This is a genomic window from Janthinobacterium violaceinigrum, from assembly GCF_009208555.1.
Lineage (GTDB): Bacteria > Pseudomonadota > Gammaproteobacteria > Burkholderiales > Burkholderiaceae_D > Janthinobacterium > Janthinobacterium violaceinigrum.
The window spans coordinates 204490-229754 of record NZ_WFLI01000001.1 but is presented as its reverse complement, the minus strand read 5'-3'; the positions used below and the strand labels follow the sequence as shown (position 1 = coordinate 229754).

Below are 25265 nucleotides of genomic sequence, written 5' to 3'. Positions count from 1 at the left end.
TTACAGGGAGGCGAGGCGGGCCGCGCCGCGGCTTGCCAGGCGAAAGCGGGCTTTTTCCCACAGCCGGTCGTGGAAGGGCAGGACGATCACGTTGCAGATCGGCTCGACCACGGCCAGCAAGCCGCCGAAGGCCATGGAGCCCGTGGCCCAGTACATGACGCCGAAAGCCACGCCCATGTGCAGGGCCGTCTGGCTGAGCTTTTCGCCGGCCACGGCGGCAAAGCCCAGGCGGCTGGCGGCATAGCGGCGGCGGATCGCGTGCCAGGCTTTTTCATGCCCGGGCAGCAGTGCAACGTTGATGATCGGTTCGATGATTGCGGCCAAGCCACCGAGCGCCAGGGACCCCGTCAGCAAATAGGCGAGGCCAAAGGCAATCGACATGTGCGTGCAGACCTGGCTGAATGTTTTGATCGCTGTAAACAAGGGATGCTCCTTTCTGTTGAAATCGCTTATCCTTGAAGTAGATAGTAACGATTCTCATTTACAAAAGGAAGTAAAATATTTCAACTGAACCCATAGATTGAGGCTATGGTTTGAGAAATATCAATTGCCCCCTGCTGCGGGCACCTCTTGCCGCCGCCATCGCCGTCAGCGTATCGCCGTCGCCTGCGACCAGACGGTTTGCCAGCATCCACCGCGCCGCTCATAGCTATCGATATGCCAGTAGCGTGCCCGTGGTACAGCCTGGCCGGCGAAATGGATTTCAAGCTGGGCCTGATAGCGCAGGACGGCTGCATCGCCATACAGGCGCACGGCGATCTCGCCCGGCTCCCAGCTCAGATAGCGCATGTGGCCTGCCGCGATGGCGCCCAGGTATTCCTCCCGGGACAGCATGCTGCCGATCGGCGTGACCAGCTGGAAATCTTCGGCATGCAGGGCGCGCGCCAGCGCCAGGTCGCCGTCGACCAGCGCCCGCAGGCGGCGCCGTTCGATCTCGCGCAAATGCTCCGTCTGCTGCAAGGCCGTCTGGCGGCAAGAGTCTTGCTCTATCATCATCCATCCTTTCTGAGGGAAATTGACACTTCGACGTAATTTGTCTAAAAGCTATGTTGACACTATATGCTCAAAGTGTCAACATGCCCACATGTCACTCCACACCCTGAAAACCCAGCGGATACTCGATGCGGCACTGGCCGTGTTTTGCCGCTACGGCTACCGCAAGACTTCGATGCTCGACATCGCGCAGGCGGCCGGCATGTCGCGCGCGGCGCTGTACCTGCATTTCAAGAACAAGGAAGACGTGTTCCGCGCCGGCTCAGAACGGGCCCATGCCACCGTCATGGCGCAGGTGGCAGCGGCGCTGGCCGAAGCCGGTCCCGTCTTCACGCGCATCGAAACGGCGCTGCTGGCATTCCAGCAAGGCTTGATGGCGGAAATTTCCGCCAGCGCCCACGGGCAGGAATTGTTTGACGCCAACATGACCCTGGCCGCCGACATCACCTTGCACGCGCGGGCAACGCTGGCGGCATCGCTGGCCGGTGCACTGGAACAAGCGGAAGCGGCGGGCGATATCGCGCTGCGCCGGGTGGACGCGACTGCCGCGCAGGTGGCCGCCTTGCTGGTCGCCGCCATGGAGGGTATCAAGCACACGCAAGGGGGAGGGGAGGCGTTGCGCCAGGGCATGGCACTGCACACGCGCCTGCTGGGCGCGGCGCTGCTGCGCATGTGAACCGCGTGGCTCCCATGCGCAGCGGGGCCAAGGTTGTTACGGCAGGGTTTTCAGCACATTCTTCGTCGGCACGGAGAAGTTATAGCCATCGTGGCGGTCCCAGTTGATCGACCACGTCATCACGCCGCGGAAGTCCGGATACGCCTGCAGCGGCTTGATGGTGCCGCAATTGAGCAGGCGCGTCAGGCAATTGAGGGCATTGCTGACGTCGGCATTCGTCGTGAAACCCGAGCCGGCCGAGCTGCGGCCCGACGGTACGCCAAAGCCCACCTGGTCCGGACGCAGGCCTGCAAAGGTATTGCCGCCATAGTTGAACCCTTCGATCAGCATGCGCGCCGTGGCCACCAGCTGGTCGGCCGAGCCCGCCTTGATGGCGCCCGTGGCGTACGGCGTGTAGATGTCGCCATTGTTGTAGTACTGCGGGTGCAGCACCGTCAACTCGCTGCGCAAGGCGTTGATGATGGGAATGTAGGCGCCCCAGATGCTGCCATAGCTCGTATATCCCCCCTCCACGTACACCCATTCCGGCGCCATCGACAGGTAAAAACTGTTGCCGACCTTGGCTTTCAGGTTTTTCACGGCGATCGGCAGATAGGTCTGGATGGCCGCGCCTTGCGCCACGCCGTTTTCCAGGTCCAGGTCGATGCCGTCGAAGCCATACTTGGTGATGATGGCGTATAGGCTGTTCGTGAAATTCGTCGCTTCGGCCGTGTTGCCGACGGAAACGGAACCGTTCTGTCCGCCTAGCGACAGGATCACTTTCTTGCCCTTGGCCCGCTTGGCCGCCACGTCGGCGATGAATTGTGCTTCCGTACCCGCACCCGGATCGATGGTCAGGCTGACATTGCCGCCGCCCGCGTTGTCGCCGAACGAGACGACGATCACATCCCAGTCATCGCTGACCTGGCTGATCGGATAGGTGGCGCCGCTGGGGTTGGTGAAGTTGTGCCAGTAGCCGATCAGCGCGTGCTTGGCCAGGCCCGTGGGGGTAGGCGTCGGCGTTGGTGTAGGAGTTGGTGTCGGTGTCGGTGTCGGTGTCGGAGTTGGCGTAGGTGTCGGAGTTGGAGTTGGGGTTGGCGTAGGTGTTGGGGTCGGAGTTGGCGTAGGTGTCGGCGTGCCGCAGTCTCCCACCGCCGTCCAGGGCTGGCCGCTGCCGGCGCCGCCGCTGCTGGTCGATGGATTATTTCCTTGTGTCCACCAGTTGGCCGTGTAATTGACGTTGTTGTAGCTGGCCTGGCCGCCGCCGTTGTAGGCAGTGGCGCTATTCCATGGCGTGTAGCAAGCCACCGCTGCGGTGGCGCCCGCCAGCAGCTGGCTTGCACCTGCGCTGGATCCATCGCTGCCGCCGCCGCAGGCCGCCAACGTTCCGCCGAAAAGGGTAATGATCATGGTATTCATGACTGTCCGGTTCATTGCATCTCCTTGTGTGTTTTTATATGGCCAGACGGCTGGACACCGTCCGCTGTTTCAGAGTGCAAGCATTGCAGGTGGTAGTCAACTGGTTTTATTCTTTGCGCGAAATCACAATACCAGTTGCCATCTGGTCCCATCAGAAGGGCGGCGCGGGCCATACCAGTGGCTGTTTTCTGGCGCGCTGGTATGGTGTCCGGAATAGCGCCAGGGGCAGGGCGGGGAAGGGAGGAGGAGGCCGTGCGGCGGCGCACGGCCGCTACGGCGCGGTTTCCTTGCGCAAATCGGCATGGGGCACGCGCGACAGGTCCAGCAGCAGTTGCGTCAAGGCCACGGTCTGGCGCTGCATGAGGCGGTAGTCGAGCTGGGTCACGGTGTCGATGCCATGGTCGAGCAAATAATACGGTTGCGCCATGTAATGAAGCGTGGGAATGGACTGCGCGGCCTGGAAATACCGGCCTTCGTCAGGCCAGCCGGCGTGCTGCGGGCCGGATTTGCTCGACGGTAGCACGAACGCGGGTGCTGCGTTGGCCTGTTTCAGCATGGCGTAGGACGCATCCATCAGGGCGGGCGTGCGCGGCGAAAACAGAGCGACCGGCTCGAACCTGCCCGTGGGATGCAAATAACCATGCCTGTCGGGCAGCACTTCCAGCGCGCCCAGGTGCCCGACGGCCAGCATCGCGGCCATGCGCTGCGTCACGCCATCGTCCTGGTGGCGCTTGAAAAACTGCGCGATGCCCACGCCACCCGCGAAATGGCCGCTCGTCAACAACAGCATGACGCTGCGCGGCAGGCTGTCCTGCGGCAGGCGCGCCAGGTACTGGGCCATGTCGACGATGGCGTTCGCCCCATTGTCGTCCAGCCCGTTCGGGCCATCCGTGTGGCTAGCCAGCACCATCAATTCCTCGGACTTGCCGGGGATGATGCCGATCAAATTGCGCGTCTGCACCTGCCGCACGGTGGCAGCCATGGTCAACCGCAGGACGGGCGCCTTGCCCGCCAGCACCCGGTCGCGCAGGCGCTGGCCCCGCTCGCGGTCGATAAACACACCGGGCAACTGGCGCACTACGCCGTCGTGGGGCGCATACAAGCCATCCGCCGCCATGGACGGCGTATCGAGAATGACGATTACACCGGCCGCACCGGCCGCCTGCAGGCTGTCCAGCAAGGCGATGAACGGCTCCAGCCTCTGGAACGGGCGCGCATACGGCGTGTCCGGCCCCATGGCGTGGTCCGGATCGTGGATGTGAACGGCGGATTGGTGGAAAACCTGGCCTGTCCACGCCACTTTGGGCATCTCGACAAGCACCAGCTGGCCCGCCAGGCTGGCATCGGGCGGGACATTTGGCGCCAGATAGACGATGCGTCCTGTAATGCCGGACGGCGGCGTCACGCCCGAATACGGAATGTAGCCAGCCGTGGGTAGTACGCCGGATCTGTCGTCATCGACCACGTCCAAACCCCAGTTTTCAGCTTCCACCGACCATTGCCGGAAGCTGAAAGGCTCGAAGCGCAGCTGTTTGACACCGGCGCGCGCCAGGCGTTCCTGCAGGACGTCGATATACGCTTCATGCCGCGGCGATCCGGTGGCGCGCAGGCGGCGCTCGTCGAGATCGACTTGCCAGTCCACCAGCTGTTTTCTGGACAGAAATTGCGTAGCATCGACCGTCACGGCAGCCGACGGCGGCAGGGCGCGTGCAGGCCAGGGACCGGGCTTGCTGGCGCAGGCGGACAAGGCGGCCGCGATGGCCAGCGCGCCGGCTAGGGACAGGCAGCGGCGGTGCGGCGGCAAAAACGCGGTGCGTGGAGGTGCCGCGATCATCGGGACTCAATGTTGAGGTTTTTCATTCGAAATAGCCGATAAAGGATTGATTGCATGGTGAATTTGATAGACGTTGCAGGCCATGACAAGCTTGTCACGGGCGGCAATTTACCACGAGACCAGGCGATCGGCCGGCACGCATCACCGGGCGATATCCTGTTTTCAAGCGCACCGTATTCCTTTCGCCAAAGAAAGCCTGTAACTTCCTGCATGGCGCCGTGCCATGATGAAAGCGGAAATGATGAAAAAGATATTGATACTGGGCGCAGGCGGACAAGTGGCGCAGTGGGTCATCCGCGCCTTGGCGGGCCGTGACGACATCGCCTTGACGCTGTTGCTGCGCAATCCCGCCAAGCTGCCCACGCCAGTCCCGCCCAACGGCACCGTGCTGGCCGGCGACGTGCTGGACCACGCCTTGCTGCGGCAAACGATGCCAGGCCACGACCTGGTCTACGCCAATCTCGTGGGCGACGACATGGACAAGCAGGCCAACAGCATCATCGCCGCCATGCGGGCCTCTGGTGTCGAGCGCCTGGTTTTCGTGCTGTCGATGGGCATCTACGACGAAGTTCCTGGCAAATTCGGCGCATGGAATAACGCCATGCTGGCCGAAGACCTGAAACCATTCCGCCGCGCCGCCGACGCCATCGAAGCGTCCGGCCTGGCATACACGATCGTGCGTCCAGCCTGGATGACGAACGAAGACGAAGTCGACTACGAACTGACCACGCGCCACGCGCCGTTCAAAGGCACCGTAGTGTCGCGCAAGAGCGTGGCCGACCTGATCGCCAGCATCATCGCAGCGCCAGACCTGCACCTGCACGCCAACCTGGGCGTGAACAAACCGAACACGGACGGGGACAAGCCGTATTTCATGTAGCTTGTTCACGTGAAGGCTCGCAGCGGCGGCGACAGCTGCGCGCAGATGGGGGAAACGCAGATGGTGGAAATCGCATTTGCGATTGAGGAGTTGGCAAAATGGAGGATTTCTCAAATCCACCCATAACTTCGCATAATTTATATTATGTCAAATGAGAAGTGGAAGTGGAGACTACTTCTAGCAGCCCCGACGACTCATAAGTGGTTTCATAATGGAGGCGATGCCGAGACTACCACTTCAACTGTCCCGCTCCGATAATTGCACAATGTCATTGACAGGCACCGCCGAAATTAGCTATCAATCTTTCCGTATGGCTCGAAGTTGCAGCATCACATTGTCCCCGTATGGCGTAAGAGTCCAATATGTAGAAGTATCCTTTACGCTTCTACTGCGTGTGCTTTTAGTGATTAAACCCAGTGCCCTGAGCTGAATCTTAATGGTCTGAAAGTCATCCTTAGCTTTTCCTTCCTCACTTGATTCAGTTAAGCCGACAGCTATTTTTTCAGGCTCCTTATGAATAAAACCAATAATTGGCTTACCTGATTCCTTTGCATAACGAAATTCCATTTCTGTATAACTTATTTTATCTGGCCCAATAGATCCGTATCGACCGGCGACAACAATAAGGTAATAATCACAGTCATCAATCACCTTTTTAATGAGCGTCCATTGATCCTCATCTGCCGCCGGAAATAATTCCATGCCAGCCGGAATGGCATCTAACTCCAAAAGGGCTTGCATTATTTCTTTTCGCTCTTCCGTCAAATCAGAATAAGTTGAGCTAATAAAAACTTGATATCTTTTATCCATGCCATTATATTTCCGCATCAATTATAAATTATGTTCTCATCCGATTTATTTTTCTTGGAAATGCAAATCGAAAGCTCCCTCTAGCATACATTTAAACATAATTCCTCTTTCCTCGATAGATATTATTTATCAAAATCACCGCGTTTGGCTCGTTGGCAGATACCATAGCAACGAATTTCATCCTTAAAACATCTTTCACAAACCCGTAGTCGCAGGCAGTACCCGGCCTGTTGAACCGCCCATTTCGGGACGCCAAGCATATACATGAAATCGCCAAGCATCCTAGTCCGGTTGACGGACCGCCAGTTGGTTCGCCTGGAGTTGCGAATAATCCAGTACTGATTGCGGAACTCATCCTCGATTTGCTCAAGTATTCGCAGTGAATTATCGTCAAAATTTGCCATGTCACTCCCCTCCTTCCCGTCAATCAAGGTGGAGTAACTGTCAGAACGGACAATCGTCCACCGCTTGTGGCAATCCCGGTGCCGTCGCCAGGTACACGACGCTGAGATTGTTGTTGCACCAGGTCTGCAAGCCGTCCATGCAATGGCCGGAAAGCGCCTGAAATGCGACCTGCGCAGCGCGCAGCATGTTTGTACAAAATGGCACCCGCCATACATCGACTTCCGGCACCACGATGCCCCTGGAGCGGAAGTAGCGCTTCTGGTCAAGCGCCCTGCACTGCATTTCTTTGCCGCAATATTTCGCTATATAACTGGCAATCTTGTGAGCCCCGGCCACGCCGAAGCCGAAACGGTGCCGGTCGCGGACGTGGACTTGGCCCATCTGTTCGCCGTTCGGGCCACGCCCCAGGATGCCTTGCCAGATGGAGCGCAGCAGTGCGTACATCTGACGCCCGGCGACGGCCACATGAAAATGCAAGGCGCCACGGGCCTGTTCCTCAATGACCGCTACATAATGAAATTGTTTATGCTTACCAATTTTTCGACAAAACGCCTTCCAGTGCTTTAATGCAAGTTCGCGGTCCAGCATGTTTTCTCGATAGGTCAACGTCACCATGCGGTCGGCGCCGATTTGCTTGCAGCAAAGGCGCACATTCTTCTTTGCGCGCCTACCCGCATCGTCGTCATTCGCTTCGCGCTGGCTCGATTCGCCACGTTTCGCCCGTGGTTTGCGCCGCAACGCTGGACCGATAAAGAAACGTTCTTTAACGACAGTGACTTCGCACTGTCCGTCTGGAAATACACGGCGTCGCGCCGTGTAGGTATCGTTCCAGGTATTCTTAATACCATCATGACAATTCAATCGAGACCCGGTTCATGAACGGGATAGAAGAGAAATGGAAAAAAAACCGTTAAGAACCAATGATTTGCAGGTTCGGTGAACAATAGACTTGGGACGTAAGTCAAATTGATGATGGAAGTAGAAGCAACCGTTTCAAGAATAGTACGCCGACAGCATTTTGAGTACTCCAGCGACAGCATTGTAGGTACTCTGGGGTTTGGTCTGAAAAAGATCAACTTGCTGTCGCACAGTATCTCGAACAATCACCTATATCAGTAGGTCCTCGACTTACTGAGACATTGCCGAATCTCACCTGTCCAAGAATGCATGGCTAACAGGCCGCGCTAACAGTACCGTGCCTACTGCTTGTGCCCCAGATGGTCAAGAACTTCGTGGCGGAACAGAGGTGGCGTGCGAATAGCAGCGGGGATGGCTGCTGAAGTGCTGGTTTGATCACGCAAGATAATCTATCCTCCATATTAATAATTAATAAATTGAATTACCGGGGATGCCGAGAGGTTAAGATCAATCAGCTAAGCGAACCGATTGATCGCCAATCTTTGTACGTAGGTTTTTACGTTTAATCAGTGTTTTTAACTGCTTCCTACTTATTTTTATTTTCTGAGGTGGCGGGAGGTGATGCTTCTGTGCGCGCCAATACAATACTCAAGTCGAATTTTTCATTTTCTTCCAAAGGCACTGCGCATATATTTTTACAGGGATGAGAGCTATAATTATCTTCAATCTGGACAATTCCGCATTGATTCCTGGATTGACATATCCACGCGCTCCCTGAGTTAGCGCGAATATCTATAGAAAAAGTTTTATCTTTAGGGAAATAAGATGGAATAGTTTTATTTGATTTGTCGAATGGATTATTATACATCGCATGTATGTTTCCAGTTAGCACGAGCAGGCGATAGCCTGGATGTTCAGCCAATTTTCTGATTAAGTTATTCGCCATTTTCTCTTCGGTAGCATCACTGAAGCAAAGAATTTTGATATCTACATCCGCAAGAAGGCTGAGCGATCTGAGTGAATCAATTAGATCGAGCATTGCTATGCTTGAACGTCCATCATATATCCCACTAGCAGGTTTCCAAAATTCCCGCTCTAACATTGATTCTCTGATATTTCCCGCTTCTTTTTCGTTGGCATGAATGAAATTATTTAAAATAACATCCTCGGATTTTGGAATTTCCAACGCGACCGCAATATTTCTTTTCTGTATGGATAAACTTTCTACAAGATAATAAAAAATTCTTGGGGAATGCACAGTTCCATGAACCTCCCCGACAAAAATATATTCATACTGATCTTTTATTTGGAAACTCCATGTGGGAGGTGAGATAAGTACGCCAAAAATAATTATGGCTTTTAATAAATTTGTAGCCATCATCGAAGATTATCCTTGTTAATTTCATCAGCTTCCATAATTGATATCGTATTTTGTGTTGGCATATAGACATCTTCAAACGATTCATAATAATCAATATTTTCCATGTAATATTTATCAAATTCCCGAATGGTTAGTCTAGGTTTTTCATTTGAGTATTTAAAAGACGAGGAGTCTTCTAACAAGAAATTACAAAATGCATCAAATTTCTATAGTTCTGGAATCGAAAAATCCAACCAAAGAAATGTTAGCTGCCACTCTTTTCATCTGATTAGTCGGCAGCTCTGACCAAGGCGTCGCCAATCGGAATAACTCGCAGGATTCCTGCCATCCGCTGCCACATGTTCCCGCAGCATCCCAACTGCTACCGCGACCGAATGGGAATCCGTCCAGCAATGCCCATCAATATTTTAAAGTGAATAACACACTAGTTTGACCACTACGTGTCCTGCCGGTTAAGAGATCGGCTCCGACTGAACGTTTGATATCAAAGCTAGGAACATACCCAGGGTCTACGCCCGCAATCGTGAATGGGAAGCTCATTACGGCCGAATATAAAGTGTACCCTGCCTTTTCCCTTTCTCCAGAGGCGGAAAGGTCGCGCTGGCGCTGTGCTTTGAGCGTAAATAGCGGTGCCACAACCCATGGTCCAAGCTTGTTCTCTGCCGCACTCATACCGAACGGGTACACGGAAAACTGAACTGAGGCCAACAGGCCAGACTCCCGTCCATTGACACCTTTCTTCGCCGATGCTGATGCGTGGTCCATATACGCGCCACCTGCAAATCTGAAATACATACTAGAGTCTTGCGGCTGGTAATACATTGATCCAATAGCGGTTAATCGCTTAGTATCCACGTCGAATTTTGACTGGCCACTGGCATCGGTAACAAATTTCAGCGTTTTGCCCATGCTGCCGTTTACGCCGATGTCATAGCTGACAACTCCGCCTGCGGCAGAACCGCCTGGGATCACATGCCAATCCGCACCGAGGGACACACCTCGGTCATTTGATGGAGTGTCTCCGCCGGACATTTTGTGCAGAAATACCCCGCCGCTCAAATTGTGTTTGATGCTCGGTACTTCAATCAGATCGGACTGTTTTAAGCTGCTCGCAATAATCTTCAACACCGCATCGGTTTGCCAAGTCTCCTTGCCGTCGACAGAGTTGAACGCGATTCCAGCACCCTGCTCCCATTGTTTTTTCGCAGCATTGGGTTCATCTGCCGACCGCAAGGTCAAAGTGGTCTTGTCCATAGTATCGGCTGCAACTGCAACAATCGGCGCAAAGGTAAATAGCGCGAACGCGAGAACACGAAAGTTTGTATTCATCTTCACTCTCCCATTTACAGCACGTTATCTGGTTCAGGAACCGGTGCTACTTTTGATGCTTTGCACTGCGCTTCCCACATCTCCATTGGAGTGGCGCATTGGGATTGAATTGCACTGGGCAGGATTTCGCCCCCGGCATAACCGCGAACGGAGGTATCAACGATTTGCCACATGTCAGACTTCCCTTGCGGCGTAATTTTTAGATCTGTCAAAAGCTTGTCAGCGATTTTACCCAGCGTGTTAGAACTGTTGTCTAGCGCTAGGTTGCAAGGCGACGCTTTGTCGATCGCATAGAAGAGCAGTTCATGCAGTTTGCGCAGATTGAGTCCCATACGGTTTCTCCCTAAGTCATAGACATTTTCATTTGATTATTATCTAAACAACCACAAACACTCTATACGGTTATTCAATGCCCAAGTCTCACACATCTTCACAATGACGTGAAAGCAACAAATTATGTGAAGATACTGCCAGAACAGAATCCCGTCGGCGATGGAGCCAGTGTGGTGAACTCGGAGATACCCAGTTGGTGCTTGACCATGTGAACCTGTTCTTGGCACTGGGTGACGGATGGGGTGGAGCAAAGAATAAGCATGCTGCCTGCCAATGCCATGATCAAATGTGAGGTAATCGTGCAAAGGTAAATAAATCGCAGCATGGCGATTCATTTCTCCCTGATGCAAACCTGCTGTAAAACCAGTCCCGTATTTAGTCTTTACCGACTATACCCAAGCTTTCCATGACCCTGGCAGCATTATCCTTGCAGTCCACATCCTCCGGTTTTGCATCGATCAGTTGAATCAGCGACAAAAGATGGGCCTTGTTTTGTGCCAGGCGCACTTCCAGGGATTCGATATCGGCTATCTTCTTTTTGAGCGCGGCCATCAGCTCGTCGTGCCGCCATGACGATATATCCTCGGGCAAGACTTGCTTGATTTCGTCGAGGGAAAAGCCCGCCTGCTGCGCGTCGCTGATAATGGACAGGACTGCCACCGCTTCCAGCGGATACTCGCGGTAGCCGTTCGATTGCCGGCTCACGGCTTTCAGCAAGCCCTTGGATTCGTAGAAGCGTATCGTGGAGGCGGCCAAGCCGCTGCGCTTGGCCAATTCGCCAATTTTCATGGTGTTTCCCCCTAAGTTATTGTGGTTTGTTATCCCGGAGGGCTTTCAGTAGCGCTTGTGCCACTTCCTTGCTGGACCCGGGGTTCTGACCAGTGACGAGGCGGCCGTCCGTCATGACGAAGCTGCCAAACGGGATCAAGCCTTTTTCATACAGCGCCCCTCTCTTCTCTACCTCGCTTTGCAAAAGGTAGGGAACCTGGTCCCTGATGCCGGCAAGCGATTCTTCCAGGTTTGAAAAACCCGTCACCCGGCGCCCTTTGATCAGCGGCTCGCCCTTGTCGTCCTCGAGGTCGAGCAAGCCAGCGGCGCCATGGCACACGGAGGAAACGATGCCGCCGTTGCGGTAGATCGCCTCGGCGACGCGCTTGAGGTCCTTGTTGCCCTTGAAATCCCACATCGTTCCATGGCCGCCCGTGTAGAAAACAGCCGCATAGGCAGCGGGATCGATGTCGGCCGCGGCCTTTGTCGATTGTAATGATGCCATGAAAACAGGATTTTTCAGGTGCTCTCTTGCCGCCTCATCCATATACAGCCATCCCTGGCTGCGCTCATCGAGCGGCACGGCCCCGCCGCCTGGGCTGACGAAGTCCACGCCATAGCCGGCTTCCTGCAGCGCGTCGTACACGTGCGTCAATTCCGTGAGCCAGAGTCCCGTATGGTCGTTTCTGCTTGGATATTGGGAATGATTGGTCATGACGACCAGCACTTTTTCCATGCCCGGACCGCGCATTGGGGATGCCGGTTCAGCAGCAACCATCTGCATGAACAGCAAGGGCATGACAGCCAGAAGCAGCTTCTTGAAAACAGACATGGGATCGTCCTCCGGATAGTTGAGTGGTCTGAGCCATGTTGCGAACACAGCGTGATCGACTATAAGCTTAAAGCCAACTTGAATGTCAAGCGGCCGATGGACAACCGCGAGATTTTTGTGGCCCAAAGGAAGCGGCCTCGCTTCAAACCAGTGTCCCGAACGCGACAGTGCGATTTTTTTTCGTTTTAGGGCTTGACCTTCAAGTTAGCTTAAAGCTTATCGTGAGGCTATCGCAACCTTGGAGATAAGCATGAAACCCTTTACCCCCCTGACATTGCCCAATGGGGCAGTCATTCCCAACCGCCTCGCCAAAGCCGCCATGGAAGAGAACATGGCTGACCAGGACCACGCCCCGTCGGAGGAGCTGATCCGTTTGTACCAGTCGTGGGCTGACGGCGGCGTTGGCCTGATGATCACTGGCAACGTGATGATCGACCGCCGCGCCATGACGGGCCCCGGCGGTGTGGTGCTTGAGTCCGAGCAATTTGGCGCCCGCTTCGAGAACTGGTCCCGTACGGCCCGTTCACGGGGGGCGCACATATGGATGCAGATCAACCATCCGGGACGCCAGATGCCTGCCGCCATGGGACAGGAAACCCTGGCGCCGTCAGCCGTGTCCATGGACCTGGGCAATTTCTCGAAGCAGTTTGCGGCGCCGCGCGCAATGACGGAGGCCGATATTGCCGACGTGAAGCAGCGCTTTGTCCGGGCCGCGCAGCTGGCGGAGCAGTTTGGCTTTACGGGCGTGCAGATCCATGCGGCGCACGGTTACCTGATCAGCCAGTTCCTGTCCCCGATTACCAACAAACGCAGCGACCGCTGGGGCGGATCGATAGCGAACCGCGCGCGGCTGCTGGTCGACGTCGTCAACGAGGTGCGGCAGGCTGTCGGCAAAGGCTTTGCCGTCGCGGTGAAACTCAACTCGGCAGATTTCCAGAAAGGCGGATTCAGCTCGGAAGATGCCAGGCAGGTCGTATCCATGCTCAACACGCTGGGCGTGGACTTGATTGAATTGTCTGGCGGCAGTTATGAAGCGCCGGCCATGCACGGCCAGACCCGCGATGGCCGCACGCTGGCCCGCGAAGCCTATTTCCTCGAATTTGCCAAGGACATCGCCACGGTGGCCCGCATGCCGCTCATGGTAACGGGCGGCATACGCCGCTATCAGGTGGTCGAGCAAGTGCTGGACAGCGGCATCGCCATGGCCGGCATGGGTACGGCGCTGGCGCTCGATCCCCAGCTGCCCGAGGCATGGCGTTCCAATCGATCGGCCAGCCCGTCGCTCCGGGCCATCACCTGGAAAAACAAGGTGCTGTCGTCCATCGCCTATATGGCAATGGTGAAGTATCAGCTGCGGCGCCTGAGCCAGGGCAAGCATACCAAGCCGAATGTGGCCCCTGCCCTGGCCTTATTGATTCAGCAATTGGAAACCATCGTCAGGAATCGCCAGTATCGCCGCAGGATGAACAGGCATGCGCTTGCCGCGTAATGGCTGTAGTGATTTTTAAATTAACTTTTCCAAATCAACCATTAGAGGTACGAGAAATGAAGATGAAAATTGCCGTTGCAGTCACTGGATTGATCTTGAGTACGGCAGCAACCGTGTCCTGGGCTGACAATGCCGTGGAAAACACGCAGGTCCTCATGAATATCGCGGGCCATGACGTTCCCGTGAAGGCTGGCGGCCTGTATGACCGGTTTCGCTCGAATCCCCCTTTATCGGTCATTGCGTCGGAAGCGCCAGACGTCGACCTGAGCTGGTTCAAGGGAATCAAGAAAGAAAAGGTGGCCATCGGCTTTGAATCGTATTCGCCGAACTTCTATTACAAGAACCGCAAGATCACGGCCGTCTTTACGGCGGACCTGGAAAGGCTGAAGGAACTGATGCCGGAAGACATACGCAAGCAGGTGCAGCCGCTGCAGGTATGGCCAGGCCGGGGCGCCGTGGCATTGACGGCCTACGCCTATGATTATTGCGACAACGACAGCTACAATGAAATCTCATTGGCGATTGTGACCAATCAACCCGGTACAAGCAGCTTTGGCCCTTTTACCTTGCTGGGCCAATCGCTATCCAAGGACTTCTGGGGCTATGTGCTCAAGCTGCCCGTGAATACCGAACTGGCCAGGGTCCGCGGCGTCGTCGGATACAACCTGCCCAAGTGGCTGACGGGTATCGAGTTGAAGGAAACCGAATCAAGCATTTCCTTCGAAGTCACGGATAGCGAAACGGGAAAGCTTGATTTTGTTTTTGAGGGAAAAAAACTGGGCGACTTGTCGCACAAGGCCGATTTGGTGACCAACAGCTTCACCAACAAGGACCTGGGCGGGAAGCTGACATACGGCTATGCCGTTTCCCGCCAGCTGAGCTACGCATCGAGTACGAGCGCGGACGCCGTCGGCCTGAAACTGGGCGACGGCAGCTTCTCCCGCTATATCAAGTCATTGAAGCTGGGGAAGATGATGAAATATGAATACGTGCCCGAGTTCCAAAGCGCGCTGTATGCGCCGAAGCCGCTCGCAGCCCTCGGCGCCGAAAAATGATGGATGAAGAAGAAGCGCCAGATCGCGCCGCGAGAAGTTAAAAGCACCCGCTCGGGTGCTTTTTTTATATTGGATGCGCTTGCCACTGCTGCCGCAATACGTTGATGTAGGTCATTCAAATTTCACGCTCCCTGCAGCAGAATATGACCATGCGCAAACGCCTGTACTGCAAACCACGGCAGAACGTTTCGCGCCCTGCACGATGCCCTACCCACTTCACAAGGAATAACATGACACCCACTACCATGAAAGCCGCCGTTGTCGAGCAACTGGGCCAGCCGCTGGTGCTGCGCGACGTACCCGTGCCGGTTCCCGGCCCTGGCCAGATCCTGGTCAAGACGGAAGCGTGCGGCGTCTGTCACACTGACTTGCATGCGGCGCGCGGCGACTGGCCCGTCAAGCCCACGCCGCCGTTCATTCCCGGCCACGAAGGCATCGGCCTGGTGGTGGCCATGGGCACGGGCGTGACGGAAGTGCAGCTGGGCGACCGGGTCGGCGTGCCCTGGCTCTACTCGGCTTGCGGCCATTGCGAACATTGCCTGGCAGCCTGGGAAACCGTGTGCGCCGAAGCGCAGTTCGGCGGCTACACCAGGAATGGCGGCTTTGCCGAATACATCCTGGCCGACCCGCGCTATGTCGCGCACATTCCGGCGGGCTTGTCCGCCGTGCAGGCGGCGCCCATCATCTGCGCGGGCGTCACCAGTTACAAGGGCATCAAGGAAACGGGCGCGCGGCCGGGCGAATGGCTGGCCGTGTCCGGCATCGGCGGACTGGGCCACCTGGCCATCGAGTATGCGCTGGCCATGGGCTTGCGCGTGGCGGCCGTCGACATCGATGAAGGCAAGCTGGAACACGCGCGCGCCCTGGGCGCCGAAGTGACCATCAATGCCCGCCAGGGCGATCCCGTTGCGGCCTTGCGCGAAGCGACGGGCGGCGGCGCGCATGGCGTGCTGATCACGGCGCCGTCGATCGACGCCTTCCAGCAGGGCGTGGCGATGACGCGCAAGCGCGGCACCTGCGTGCTGGTGGGCTTGCCGCCAGGCGACTTCCCGACGCCCCTGTTCGACGTGGTCGCCAACTGCGTGACGATACGCGGCTCTTTTGTGGGCACGCGCCAGGACATGGCCGAGGCGCTCGCCTTTGCCGCCACTGGCAAGGTCACGGCCGACGTGGAATTGCAGCCGCTGTCGGCCATCAACGAGATCTTCGGCCGCCTGGAACATGGCAAGGTTGCCGCGCGCGTGGTGCTCGATTTCAGCGGCAGCTGAGCGGCACGCCGCCGGCAGGCTGCGCGGTGTGCCGTGCGACGGCAATGAGATTGATGTTGCTATGATGGCATTTCATAAAAGACACACCGAGGATACACCGATGAAGAAATCCCTCTCCCGCCTGCTGGCCTGCGCCGCCCTCGCCTGGTCGTTTTCGGCCAGCGCGGCAGACTCGGCTGCGGCTACGCTGCCCGGACACTATTACCTGCAAGGCGTCATGGAAACGGGCTCCGAACTGCTGCTGAAAAAGGACGGCACCTTCGAATGGATGCTCAGTTATGGCAATACCGACGAACAAGCCAGCGGCGAGTGGCGCGTTGCCGGCGACCTCGTGACCCTGGTGGCGGGCAACGGCGGCAAGGAACCGCTGTTTCGCGTATTCGAGGAAACGGAAATGAACATCCAGAAACCCGCCGAAGCGGGTGTGTGGGTGGCCATCGTCGGCTTTCCCCGGCTGGGGCCGATGGCTGGCGTGGAAGTGAAATTCGAGGCGCAAAGCGGCAAGACGGCCACGGCCGTCAGCGCGGCGAACGGCGACGCCATCGTCTCCATGCCGGCATCGGAACGCTGGGTGCGCGCCGGCTTGCGCCGCCAGGGCTCGAAGGCCGACTATCAATGGCTGGCCGTGCCACCCGAGCGCGCGCAGGAGCGCATCGCCGCGTTCGCCGTCACCGATCCCCAATGGTTGCGGGGCCAGGCCTTCCAGAAGCTGGCCTTGCGCGTCGTCAAGGGCGGCCTGAAGGTCGACGATGCGGACAACGGACTGGCCAGGGGCCTGTACGCGAAACCGGCATCGAAGCAATAACCTTTCCGCCTTGTTCCATTCTCCAGGCAGTTTGTCCGGGTCAAGAACATTGACCTGGACGACGCTGTTTGCGCCCGCGCACGCCCGTGCGCCGTTGACACCCCGCACTGTCTGTCCTATAGTCGCCGGGTTAACGACAAATGAGAATGAGAATCATGTTCAGCTCTATCAAGAAATGGCTCGTATGCTATCCGCTCGTGGCCGCCAGCTTGCTGCTGGCCGGCGGCGCGCAGGCGCAAGCGACGGATCCTGGCGCCGGCGCCAAACAGTTGTGGCAATTGATTGACTATGTTGCCGTCGATTACAGCGGCGCCGTCGAGCATGGCAAGGTGGTCAGCGAGGCCGAATATGCGGAAATGCTCGACTTCACGGACAATGCGACGACGCAGATCGCCGCCCTGCCCGCCCACGCTTCCAAGACAACCATTGCCGCCGCCATCGCCGACTTGCGCGCGGCCGTCGTGGCCAAGGCGGACGGCTTGGAAGTCAAGCGCCTGGCGCACCATGCGAATGGCTTGCTGATTGCCGCCTACCCGATCCCCGTGGCGCCCAAGGTGCTGCCCAACCTGGCGCGCGGCGCGGCCCTGTATGCGGCCCAGTGCGCTTCTTGCCACGGCGTGGCCGGCGGCGGCGACGGTCCGCTGGCGGCCAGTCTGGAGCCGAAACCGATCGCCTTCACGGATGGCGAACGGGCGCAGTCGCGCAGCCTGATGGCGCTGTACCAGGTCATCTCGCAAGGCGTGGCCGGCACCTCGATGGCCAGTTTCGGCCAGCTGTCCGAAAACGAGCGCTGGGACCTGGCGTTCTATATCGGCGGCATGTCGCACGACGCGGCGGCGCGCGCGCACGGTGAAAAGCTGTGGCAGGACGATCCGCGCAGCAAAAAACTGTACGCGGACCTGGCTGCCGTGACGACCCTCACGCAGGAAGCGGCGGCGGCCAAGCTGGGCGCGGATGAAGCCCAGGCACTGACGGCCTACCTGCGCAGTCATCCGGACAAGGCCGAGGCGCACAAGCCGGCCGGCCTGGCCCTGTCGCGCCTGCGCCTGGCGGAAAGCCTGGCCGCCATGCACGCAGGCGACCGCGCGGGCGCCACGCGCCTGGGCCTGTCCGCTTACCTCGACGGTTTCGAGCCCATCGAGCCGATGGTCGGCGCGCGAAACAAATCCCTGCTGCTGGCCGTGGAAAACGCCATGCTGGCCTACCGTTCCGCCGTGGCCAAGGGCACGGTGGCCGACGCCGAGGCGGCGGGCGAAAAGCTGCAGCAACTGTTTACCCACGTGGAAGCGGAGCTGGGCGATGCCAAGGCGGATCCGATGACCACCTTTATCGGCGCCTTGACGATCTTGCTGCGCGAAGGCGTGGAAGCGCTGCTGATCGTGATCGGCATCATCGCCTTCCTGCGCAAGGCCAAGCGCAACGATGTGCTGCCCTATGTGCATGCAGGATGGGCCAGCGCGCTGGTGGCGGGCGGCCTGACGTGGGTGGCGGCAACGTATCTGGTGACCATCAGCGGCGCCAGCCGCGAAGTGAGCGAAGGGCTCGGTTCCGTGTTCGCGGCCCTGGTCTTGCTCAGCGTGGGCCTGTGGATGCACCAGAAGAGCAGCGCCGGGCGCTGGCAGGAATACCTGCACGAGAAACTCACGGCAGCGATGAGCCGGCGCTCGGCCTGGGGCCTGTTCGCCCTCGCCTTCATCGCCGTCTACCGCGAAGTGTTTGAAACCGTGCTGTTCTACTCCGCCCTGGCGGCGGACGGCAACGGCGGCGCCCTGCTGGGCGGCTTCGCGGTGGCCATCGTGCTGCTGGTCGTCATTGCCTGGGCCTTGCTGCGCACCAGCGCTCGCATGCCAATCGGCAAGTTCTTCTCGTGGACGTCCGCCTTCGTGGCCGTGCTGGCCGTGATACTGATGGGTAAAGGCGTGGCCGCGCTGCAGGAAGCGGGCTGGGTCGGCGTCACCCCCGTCGACTTCATGCGCATCGACTTGCTGGGCATCTTGCCTACGGCGGAAACCTTGCTGGCGCAAGCGGCCATCCTGGCCATTATCGTTGCCGGCTATGGCTGGAACCGCGTTTCCGCAGGCAAGCGCAAGCCCGCCTGACCGTCAAACGCCCAGGAAACGCGCCGGCACGGGCGTTTCTGCCTGAAATGGCTGACCGTCCCCCGATCGCTGCCTGTAGCGGTCGGGGGCGGTGACGTTGACAGCCGCTTAGCGCGCAATTTCCCCTGGCGACTTGGCTGCGCTGTGCACTTGCACCCCTGCCAGCCAGGTTTCCTCCACCACGATGTCGCGCAGCTTGCGCACGGTCTCGTCCAGCGGGTCTTGCGCAAGAATCACCAGGTCAGCCCGCTTGCCGGTTTCCAGCGAGCCCACCAGATGATCCATGTGGCAATGCCAGGCGGCATCCAGCGTGACGGCACGCAATCCCGCCATGCGACTGATCCGCTCGCCCGGATTCAGCGCCTCTTTCCCTGGCGCACCTTCCATGGTGCGGAACACGGCCTGCTCCATCATGCGCAAAGGACCCAGCGGCGAGACGAAATGGTCCGAATGCAAGCTGATGGGCATGCCCGCATTCAATGCCGAGTAGCAGCGGTCCAGCAACTGGGCCCGCTCCTGGCCAAAAATGGTCTGCTGGAACGTGTGTCCCCAATAGCCGACGTGGCCGATGAGGAAACTGGGGTTCAGCTGCAGTGTCGCCATTTTCGTAATGGCCTCATCATTCAGCAACGATGCGTGCTCCACCCGCAGGCGCAGCTGGCGCCGCTTTTTCGCCTCTTCTTCGCTGATGCCGCCTGGCCGTGGCGTCAGTACCTGATCGTAGCTGTGCAGCACATATTCCACTGCCTTGTCGCCGTTGGCGTGGACCAGCACGGGCCAGCCGCGCCCCACCGCCTTGTCCAGCATGCGGGAAAACACGGACGTGTCGGGGTAGTTGCTCAAGCCGGTGGGCGGCACCTCCGGTATCGAATGGTCATGCGAGCACGCATAGGGCTGGCTCTGGTAACCCGTCAGGCCCTGGTTTGAGCCATCCGCGATCAGCTTGATCGCCTTGATGCTGAAACGCTGGTCGCCGTGGTTGTCCAGGTCCGGCTTGTAATGATCGAGCCAATTGTCCAGCGCCTTTTCTTCCGGTTTGGTAAACAGCGCGGCGCCGATGCGCACGGGACCGAGGTGCGCTGCCAGCTTGAGCAGGCCGATTTCCACCAGCGGCGCATCGGTGGCGCCCACGCCGGCGTCGAATACGCTGGTAAAGCCCATGGCCGAAGCGTTGTCCAGCACCTGCTTCAGGCAAGCGATAAATTCCGGCAGCTTGGGCAGCGGCGCAACCAGCAGCGCCTTGGCGATCCTGATTTCGGTCAGCACGCCGGAAGGGCTGTCCTCGATGTTCGCCGCCTTCAGCGCTGCGGTATTGAGGTAGGCAAGGTGGCCGGACGAGTTCATCAGCAGGATAGGCACCGTGCTGCTCAGCTCATCCAGTTGGCTGGCGCCGATGTCTTCCCACGACATCATCAGCGAAGGATCGACGCCGAAGCCCAGCACCCAAGGGTTGCCTTTTTTATCTTTCGGCAGCTTGTCCGGCTGTCCCAGCGCCGCGCTGATCCGCCCGCTGATGCTCTGGAAACTGTATTCCGTATCCAGCTCCTGCTGCCGGGGTATTGCCAGGAACGGCGTGAGCGACAGCCAGCTCTTGTACAGCGCGCTGGGCAGGATGTGCATATGGGGTTCGACAAAGCCTGGCAGCAAGGTGCGGCCGTCCAGGTCCACCTCGCTTGGCTGGTGCTGCTGCATGGCCTGGCGCACGGCGTGCAGCGTGCCGGTGGCAATGATGGTGCCGCCGGCGATGCCCAGCGCCTCTACCTGGTCGCTGCCGTCCGCGGCCATGGTGTGGATGTGGCCGTTATGGAAAATCGTTGCTTGCGGGGTCAGTTTCTGGGCTTGCTGGGAATATGCGTGCTGGAACGCGGCGTCCAGTTCACCGCTGAGTGCGGTTTCCGTCAACAGGCCGCTAGTCAGCGTAGGCAGGTGAGGCAGGTTGCAGCAGGCGCAACCGAGGTGGTCATGGCTCATGCAGATTCCTATCAGAAGTTGATGATTTAGATTGATGAATTCATCCCTTGTTCTGGCTCGAATATACCCAACAACAGAATATCGGGAGAACGGCACGTTTGCACTGGCTTGCTTGTTGCCAGTAACTGCCTCGAAGCATAACGAATTAGCGATCAAAAAAACTCAAACATTGTCACGTCAATCAAAATGACGGCGCGATTTATTCAAAAATCCGCCTTGCATTTATTTTCCGGAATATTTCGTCTGACAGTTTCTGACGAAAACATATGACCACCCATAGTTGCGTGACAATTGGAGAGTAAACCTTTTAAATATTTAATTATATTCAGTACTGCAGAGATTGCGCCGGCCGACCAATACTGGCCGTATCCAAGAAAATATTCCATTAACCGCAACATCAACGAAAGATTAGCAATGAAAGCTCAACGCACAACAAGCTGGTCGCTGGGTCTGATTGTGGCAGGCGCCCTTTTCTCCTCCCATGCCTATGCGGCGAAAATCCCCGATTGCGGCAAAAGAGAGCCGAGCAAGACCCTGCCCAGCCCGCAAAATAGCGAATATGACGCATACCGCAACGCGAAAACAAGCGCGGTGGCCGGTGGTGCTGGCAATACCGTATTCAACAATAATGAAAAGCGCCTCCCTGCCGCCGGCAAGGACGAGGTTTATTATGAATACTATCTGGGTATTGGCGGCGATGGCGGTGCGGGATCGCATCGCGCGGTATTGCTCGTGCAGACTCCGGCAGGGAAACGCAAATTAGTGGAACGCTATTACACGCAAGACCACTATGCATCTTTCTGCAGCCTCAAGAACTAGACGTTCTTTATTACATTCAAACGGCGCCGGGGAAACTCTAGGTGCCGATTGAAATATCCGTGCATAATATTGAATATGGCTTGAATATGGATTAATATGGCTTGAATATTTACATTCGTCTAATAACGGATCTTAGCGCATGCCTGCGAAACAGACTTTGATCTGCGACAAATTCTCGCTGCATTGATCCGCCCAATGCGCAATCCCGCGCGCTTGGCACTATAGCCGTTACGGGCCATGCTGAAAGCAGCGCGCCGCCCTCACCGCAGCGCATCGCGCGCATCCACGTAGGCCCAGGCTTGCATGCCCGACGCCAGGGTGACGCGCTCGCGCCGGTAATCGGCCACCTCGTAGCCATCCGCCTGGCGCAATTCCTCCGCCGAAACGGCCAGCACGGCGCCCGGCACGCAATCTGCCGGCTCGCCGCTGCGCGAGGCGATCGGGTGATGCGTCTTGCCGCTGGTCGCCACCACTTGCGCATCGGCTATCGCCAGCAGCGCCAGACGGTAGCCCGGCAACTGGTCGGGCCGGCTGTCGAGCAATCGCCCGAAGGTGGCCAGCTGCACGTCGACCTGTTGCAAGGTGCCGTAGGAAAACAGGTGTTCTGCCGCTTCCGCTGGAAGAGTTGCCATTGCCGCCCCTTGTCGTTCTGCCTTGTTTGCCTGCCTCGAATACATCATTGCTCATTATTCACCAGTGCCGTGGCACGGGTCAATCGTGCACCTGCCCGTGCCTCTGGCTCCGCGTGACGGCATTGACATAGGTCAGGTCGATGCTGACGGCACGCCGGCCCTGCACCTGGGCATGGCTGATCGGCCCGCAGCGGTTATCATGCCGCATATCGTGAAAGGAAGACTGGACAATGACATCGATCTCTCGACGCTTGCAGGAACTGGGCTTGACGGACAGCCAGGCGCAGAGCTTGGCGGACGCGGCGCAACGCAATGACCTGGCCCCCGCGCTGCAGCACTTGCTGTTGCGGGGCCTGTGGTCCGATGTGGTCGATGAAAGCATGCCGCAGCCGCAATGGCTGGAACGCTGGCGCACCTTGGGCGAGTCGGACTTCCCGTTCATCAACTCCCCTGCCCTGCAGCGCCTGCTGGATGCGGGCGTCGACGTGCACGACCTGACGGACGTGGTGCGTTCCGCGCAGGTATTGACCATCTATAACATCGCCCAGCTGATCGATGAACCTTGCGGCGACCTCGGTTACGACGTCGCGGATGCTCCCGACGTGCAACTGGCGTATGTGGATGAAACCGGCGCGCCGCACCGGCCCGGCAGCCTGCATGCGGCGCTGGAAGAACTGGACCCGGCCGGCCGCCATGGCCAGCCCCGTACACTGGAGCTGCGCCAGTTCGGCGGCTTGCCGGACGAATTGCAGAGAGAAATCGAGGACTTGCTGGCGCAACAGGCATGGTCGCAGGCGGCCGTCCTGTGGAAACGCGCCACCGGCGGCGACCTCAAGCAGTGCCTGGCCACGGTGCAGAGCCTGGCGCGCCAGTTGTAGCGGCGGTGATAGCCTGCGTTACCAGTAGCCAAGCACCTTCCACCAGGTCGTGCCCACGATGGCAAAGATCAGCAGTTCCACCACGCACATGATGAAGCCGACCCGCCACCAGTTGCCCATCGTCACGAAGCCGCTGCCGAAGATGATGGGCGAGGTGCCCGTCGCATAGTGGGTCAGGGTCATCATGATGGCCGAGCCGGCCGTCATCATCAGCATGAACGGCACGTGGTATGCGGCCGGGATCAGGTGCAGGCCCACCGTCAGGAAGGCCAGCAACATGGCGCTGATGTGGGCCGTCGTGCTGGCAAAGAAGTAATGCGAGAACACGAACACCAGCACAAGGACGGCGGCGATGGGCAGCCAGTCCATGCCGCTGGCGACGATGGCCGCCTTCATGCCGGCCGAGAACCAGGCGATCACGCCCGTCTTATTTAACTGCTCGGCCATCATGACCAGCGCGCCGAACCACACGAGGGTGTCCCAGGCGCTCTTTTCCGACAGCACGTCGTCCCAGTCGATGGTGCCGGTAATGATCAGCACGAACAAGCCGACAAAGGCCACCACCGTCGCATCGAGCGAAAACGCGGGGCCGAACAGCATGGCGGGCACGTTCGCCCACAGCAACAGCAGCAAGGCGAAGGTGCCCAGCATGACTTTTTCCGACGGCGACAGCGGCCCCATGCCTTTCAGCTCGGCTTTCGCGTAGGTGACGGCGTCCGGCGTGGCCTTCAGTTCCGGCGGCGACAGCCAGTAGATAATCAAGGGCATCACCAGCAGGCAGACGAGGCCCGGCAGCAGCATGCACAGGGCCCAGGTGGTCCACGTCAGGTGGAAACTCTGGCCGCTGGCCTTGGCCACGAAATCGACCACCAGCGGGTTCGGCGCCGTGGCCGTCAGGAACATGGCCGACGTGATGGGATTGGCATGGTAATTGACGAGGGCCAGATAGGTGCCGACTTTCTTTTCCGTGCCCTTGGCCGGGTCCGAATCGAAGGCATTGGCGATCGATTTCATGACGGGGTGGACGATGCCGCCACCCCTTGCCGTGTTACTTGGCGTAAATGGCGCCAGCACCAGTTCGCAGATGGCCAGGCCATAGCCGATGCCCATGGTGCGCTTGCCCAGCAGCGAGATGAACAGCAGGCCGATGCGGCTGCCCAGCCCCGTCTTCTTCAAGCCCCGCGAAATCAGGATGGCCACGACGATCAGCCAGATCAGGGGATTCGAGAAACTGCTGAGCGCATCCGTGATGGCGCCCTTGGACGAGGTCGACGTCACTTGCGACAAGGACACGATGACGATGGCCATCATCGCCATCACGCCGATGGGCATGACTTTCAGGATGATCGCCAAAATCGTAGTGAGGAAAATCGCCACCAGGCCCCAGGCCTTGGGCGTCAAACCGTCCGGCGCCGGCAGCAATAGCATGCTTACAAGCAAGGCGGTGCAGATCAGGGCCGGGACGAGGCGGAATGGGACGGCTTCCTTGAAATGCAGGAACAGGTCGCGCACTGTTTTATACATCATGATTTCCTTTACTGGGACAGGCATCCAGGCGGGCAGTCGCGCCCGCGCAGGCTGGTGATAATTCTTTTTAGCAACATCATACAAGTTCAGGCGCAAGTACCCTGCTCCATTACGCCTGCACGTGCGGGCAAATTGCCGAATCGTTGACTTGAGCGCTATCACAGGGGCGAAAAATATTGACGGCAAGTGACAATAGGTGACTTTTTTGGCAATTTTTCTCTGTAT

Annotated in this window: 23 protein-coding genes; 9 read left to right on the top strand and 14 right to left on the bottom strand. The window is 58.2% G+C overall.

Going from position 1 to position 25265, the window contains the following annotated elements; all coding sequences use genetic code 11:
• Both GCN75_RS01105 and GCN75_RS01100 read right to left on the bottom strand, forming a co-directional pair.
• The gene (locus GCN75_RS01105; RefSeq protein ID WP_152280957.1) at positions 1-423 is read right to left on the bottom strand and encodes a DUF2061 domain-containing protein; all 423 of its coding nucleotides are present in this window, start codon (positions 421-423) and stop codon (positions 1-3) included.
• 165 nt (positions 424-588) lie between these two features.
• Complete coding sequence (locus GCN75_RS01100) at positions 589-996, bottom strand: nuclear transport factor 2 family protein (protein WP_226940977.1); 408 nt, start codon at positions 994-996, stop codon at positions 589-591.
• Positions 997-1084: 88 nt separating this feature from the next.
• Here GCN75_RS01100 and GCN75_RS01095 point away from each other — a divergent pair, with 88 nt between their 5' ends.
• Positions 1085-1669: a TetR/AcrR family transcriptional regulator gene (locus GCN75_RS01095; protein WP_152280955.1), complete on the top strand. Its 585-nt coding sequence runs from the start codon at positions 1085-1087 to the stop codon at positions 1667-1669.
• A gap of 36 nt (positions 1670-1705) precedes the next feature.
• Here the strand turns inward: GCN75_RS01095 and GCN75_RS01090 are convergent, their stop codons facing one another.
• Both GCN75_RS01090 and GCN75_RS01085 read right to left on the bottom strand, forming a co-directional pair.
• The gene (locus GCN75_RS01090; RefSeq protein WP_226940975.1) at positions 1706-3058 is read right to left on the bottom strand and encodes a chitinase; all 1353 of its coding nucleotides are present in this window, start codon (positions 3056-3058) and stop codon (positions 1706-1708) included.
• Between the two features lie 280 nt (positions 3059-3338).
• Positions 3339-4901: a M28 family metallopeptidase gene (locus GCN75_RS01085; protein ID WP_152280954.1), complete on the bottom strand. Its 1563-nt coding sequence runs from the start codon at positions 4899-4901 to the stop codon at positions 3339-3341.
• 223 nt (positions 4902-5124) lie between these two features.
• Between GCN75_RS01085 and GCN75_RS01080 the strand changes: the two genes are divergently transcribed.
• Positions 5125-5781: an SDR family oxidoreductase gene (locus tag GCN75_RS01080; RefSeq protein WP_226940973.1), complete on the top strand. Its 657-nt coding sequence runs from the start codon at positions 5125-5127 to the stop codon at positions 5779-5781.
• A 297-nt stretch (positions 5782-6078) separates the two neighbouring features.
• On the opposite strand, the gene GCN75_RS01075 is transcribed toward GCN75_RS01080, so the two are convergent.
• The 7 genes from GCN75_RS01075 to GCN75_RS01045 all read right to left on the bottom strand — a co-directional run bounded on the left by GCN75_RS01075 (position 6079) and on the right by GCN75_RS01045 (position 12497).
• The gene (locus tag GCN75_RS01075; RefSeq protein ID WP_152280953.1) at positions 6079-6591 is read right to left on the bottom strand and encodes a DUF4062 domain-containing protein; all 513 of its coding nucleotides are present in this window, start codon (positions 6589-6591) and stop codon (positions 6079-6081) included.
• 444 nt (positions 6592-7035) lie between these two features.
• The gene (locus GCN75_RS01070) at positions 7036-7857 is read right to left on the bottom strand and encodes a rolling circle replication-associated protein (protein WP_226940972.1); all 822 of its coding nucleotides are present in this window, start codon (positions 7855-7857) and stop codon (positions 7036-7038) included.
• A 583-nt stretch (positions 7858-8440) separates the two neighbouring features.
• The gene (locus GCN75_RS01065) at positions 8441-9235 is read right to left on the bottom strand and encodes a TraB/GumN family protein (RefSeq protein ID WP_152280952.1); all 795 of its coding nucleotides are present in this window, start codon (positions 9233-9235) and stop codon (positions 8441-8443) included.
• 399 nt (positions 9236-9634) lie between these two features.
• Entirely contained in the window at positions 9635-10564 is a 930-nt protein-coding gene (locus GCN75_RS01060) for a hypothetical protein (protein WP_152280951.1), read from the bottom strand.
• A gap of 14 nt (positions 10565-10578) precedes the next feature.
• The gene (locus GCN75_RS01055; protein WP_152280950.1) at positions 10579-10896 is read right to left on the bottom strand and encodes a hypothetical protein; all 318 of its coding nucleotides are present in this window, start codon (positions 10894-10896) and stop codon (positions 10579-10581) included.
• Between the two features lie 376 nt (positions 10897-11272).
• Entirely contained in the window at positions 11273-11686 is a 414-nt protein-coding gene (locus GCN75_RS01050) for a MerR family transcriptional regulator (RefSeq protein ID WP_152280949.1), read from the bottom strand.
• 16 nt (positions 11687-11702) lie between these two features.
• Entirely contained in the window at positions 11703-12497 is a 795-nt protein-coding gene (locus GCN75_RS01045) for a type 1 glutamine amidotransferase domain-containing protein (protein ID WP_152280948.1), read from the bottom strand.
• 250 nt (positions 12498-12747) lie between these two features.
• Here GCN75_RS01045 and GCN75_RS01040 point away from each other — a divergent pair, with 250 nt between their 5' ends.
• The 5 genes from GCN75_RS01040 to GCN75_RS01020 all read left to right on the top strand — a co-directional run bounded on the left by GCN75_RS01040 (position 12748) and on the right by GCN75_RS01020 (position 19213).
• Entirely contained in the window at positions 12748-13986 is a 1239-nt protein-coding gene (locus GCN75_RS01040) for an NADH:flavin oxidoreductase/NADH oxidase family protein (protein ID WP_152280947.1), read from the top strand.
• Entirely contained in the window at positions 13986-15041 is a 1056-nt protein-coding gene (locus tag GCN75_RS01035; RefSeq protein WP_226940971.1) for an acetoacetate decarboxylase (ADC), read from the top strand. The genes GCN75_RS01040 and GCN75_RS01035 overlap by 1 nt, the downstream gene beginning before the upstream one ends.
• Before the next feature lie 230 nt (positions 15042-15271).
• Positions 15272-16309 (top strand): zinc-dependent alcohol dehydrogenase, encoded by a 1038-nt coding sequence (locus tag GCN75_RS01030; RefSeq protein ID WP_226940970.1) that lies wholly within the window; start codon positions 15272-15274, stop codon positions 16307-16309.
• Positions 16310-16409: 100 nt separating this feature from the next.
• On the top strand, positions 16410-17114 hold the full coding sequence (locus GCN75_RS01025) for a hypothetical protein (protein ID WP_152280946.1): 705 nt from the start codon (positions 16410-16412) through the stop codon (positions 17112-17114).
• Between the two features lie 155 nt (positions 17115-17269).
• Complete coding sequence (locus tag GCN75_RS01020; protein ID WP_193317337.1) at positions 17270-19213, top strand: cytochrome c/FTR1 family iron permease; 1944 nt, start codon at positions 17270-17272, stop codon at positions 19211-19213.
• A 108-nt stretch (positions 19214-19321) separates the two neighbouring features.
• On the opposite strand, the gene GCN75_RS01015 is transcribed toward GCN75_RS01020, so the two are convergent.
• Positions 19322-21184: an amidohydrolase gene (locus GCN75_RS01015; RefSeq protein ID WP_152280944.1), complete on the bottom strand. Its 1863-nt coding sequence runs from the start codon at positions 21182-21184 to the stop codon at positions 19322-19324.
• 291 nt (positions 21185-21475) lie between these two features.
• On the opposite strand from GCN75_RS01015, the gene GCN75_RS01010 reads away from it, so the two are divergent.
• A complete protein-coding gene (locus GCN75_RS01010) occupies positions 21476-22003 on the top strand; it encodes a ribonuclease domain-containing protein (RefSeq protein ID WP_152280943.1) in 528 nt (175 codons plus the stop codon).
• Between the two features lie 260 nt (positions 22004-22263).
• Here the strand turns inward: GCN75_RS01010 and GCN75_RS01005 are convergent, their stop codons facing one another.
• Positions 22264-22635, bottom strand: coding sequence for a gamma-glutamylcyclotransferase family protein (locus GCN75_RS01005; RefSeq protein ID WP_152280942.1), 372 nt, complete (start codon positions 22633-22635; stop codon positions 22264-22266).
• A gap of 230 nt (positions 22636-22865) precedes the next feature.
• On the opposite strand from GCN75_RS01005, the gene GCN75_RS01000 reads away from it, so the two are divergent.
• Entirely contained in the window at positions 22866-23513 is a 648-nt protein-coding gene (locus GCN75_RS01000; protein WP_152280941.1) for a hypothetical protein, read from the top strand.
• Between the two features lie 18 nt (positions 23514-23531).
• On the opposite strand, the gene GCN75_RS00995 is transcribed toward GCN75_RS01000, so the two are convergent.
• Positions 23532-25037: an anion permease gene (locus tag GCN75_RS00995; protein ID WP_152281063.1), complete on the bottom strand. Its 1506-nt coding sequence runs from the start codon at positions 25035-25037 to the stop codon at positions 23532-23534.
• Between the last annotated feature and the right edge of the window lie 228 nt (positions 25038-25265).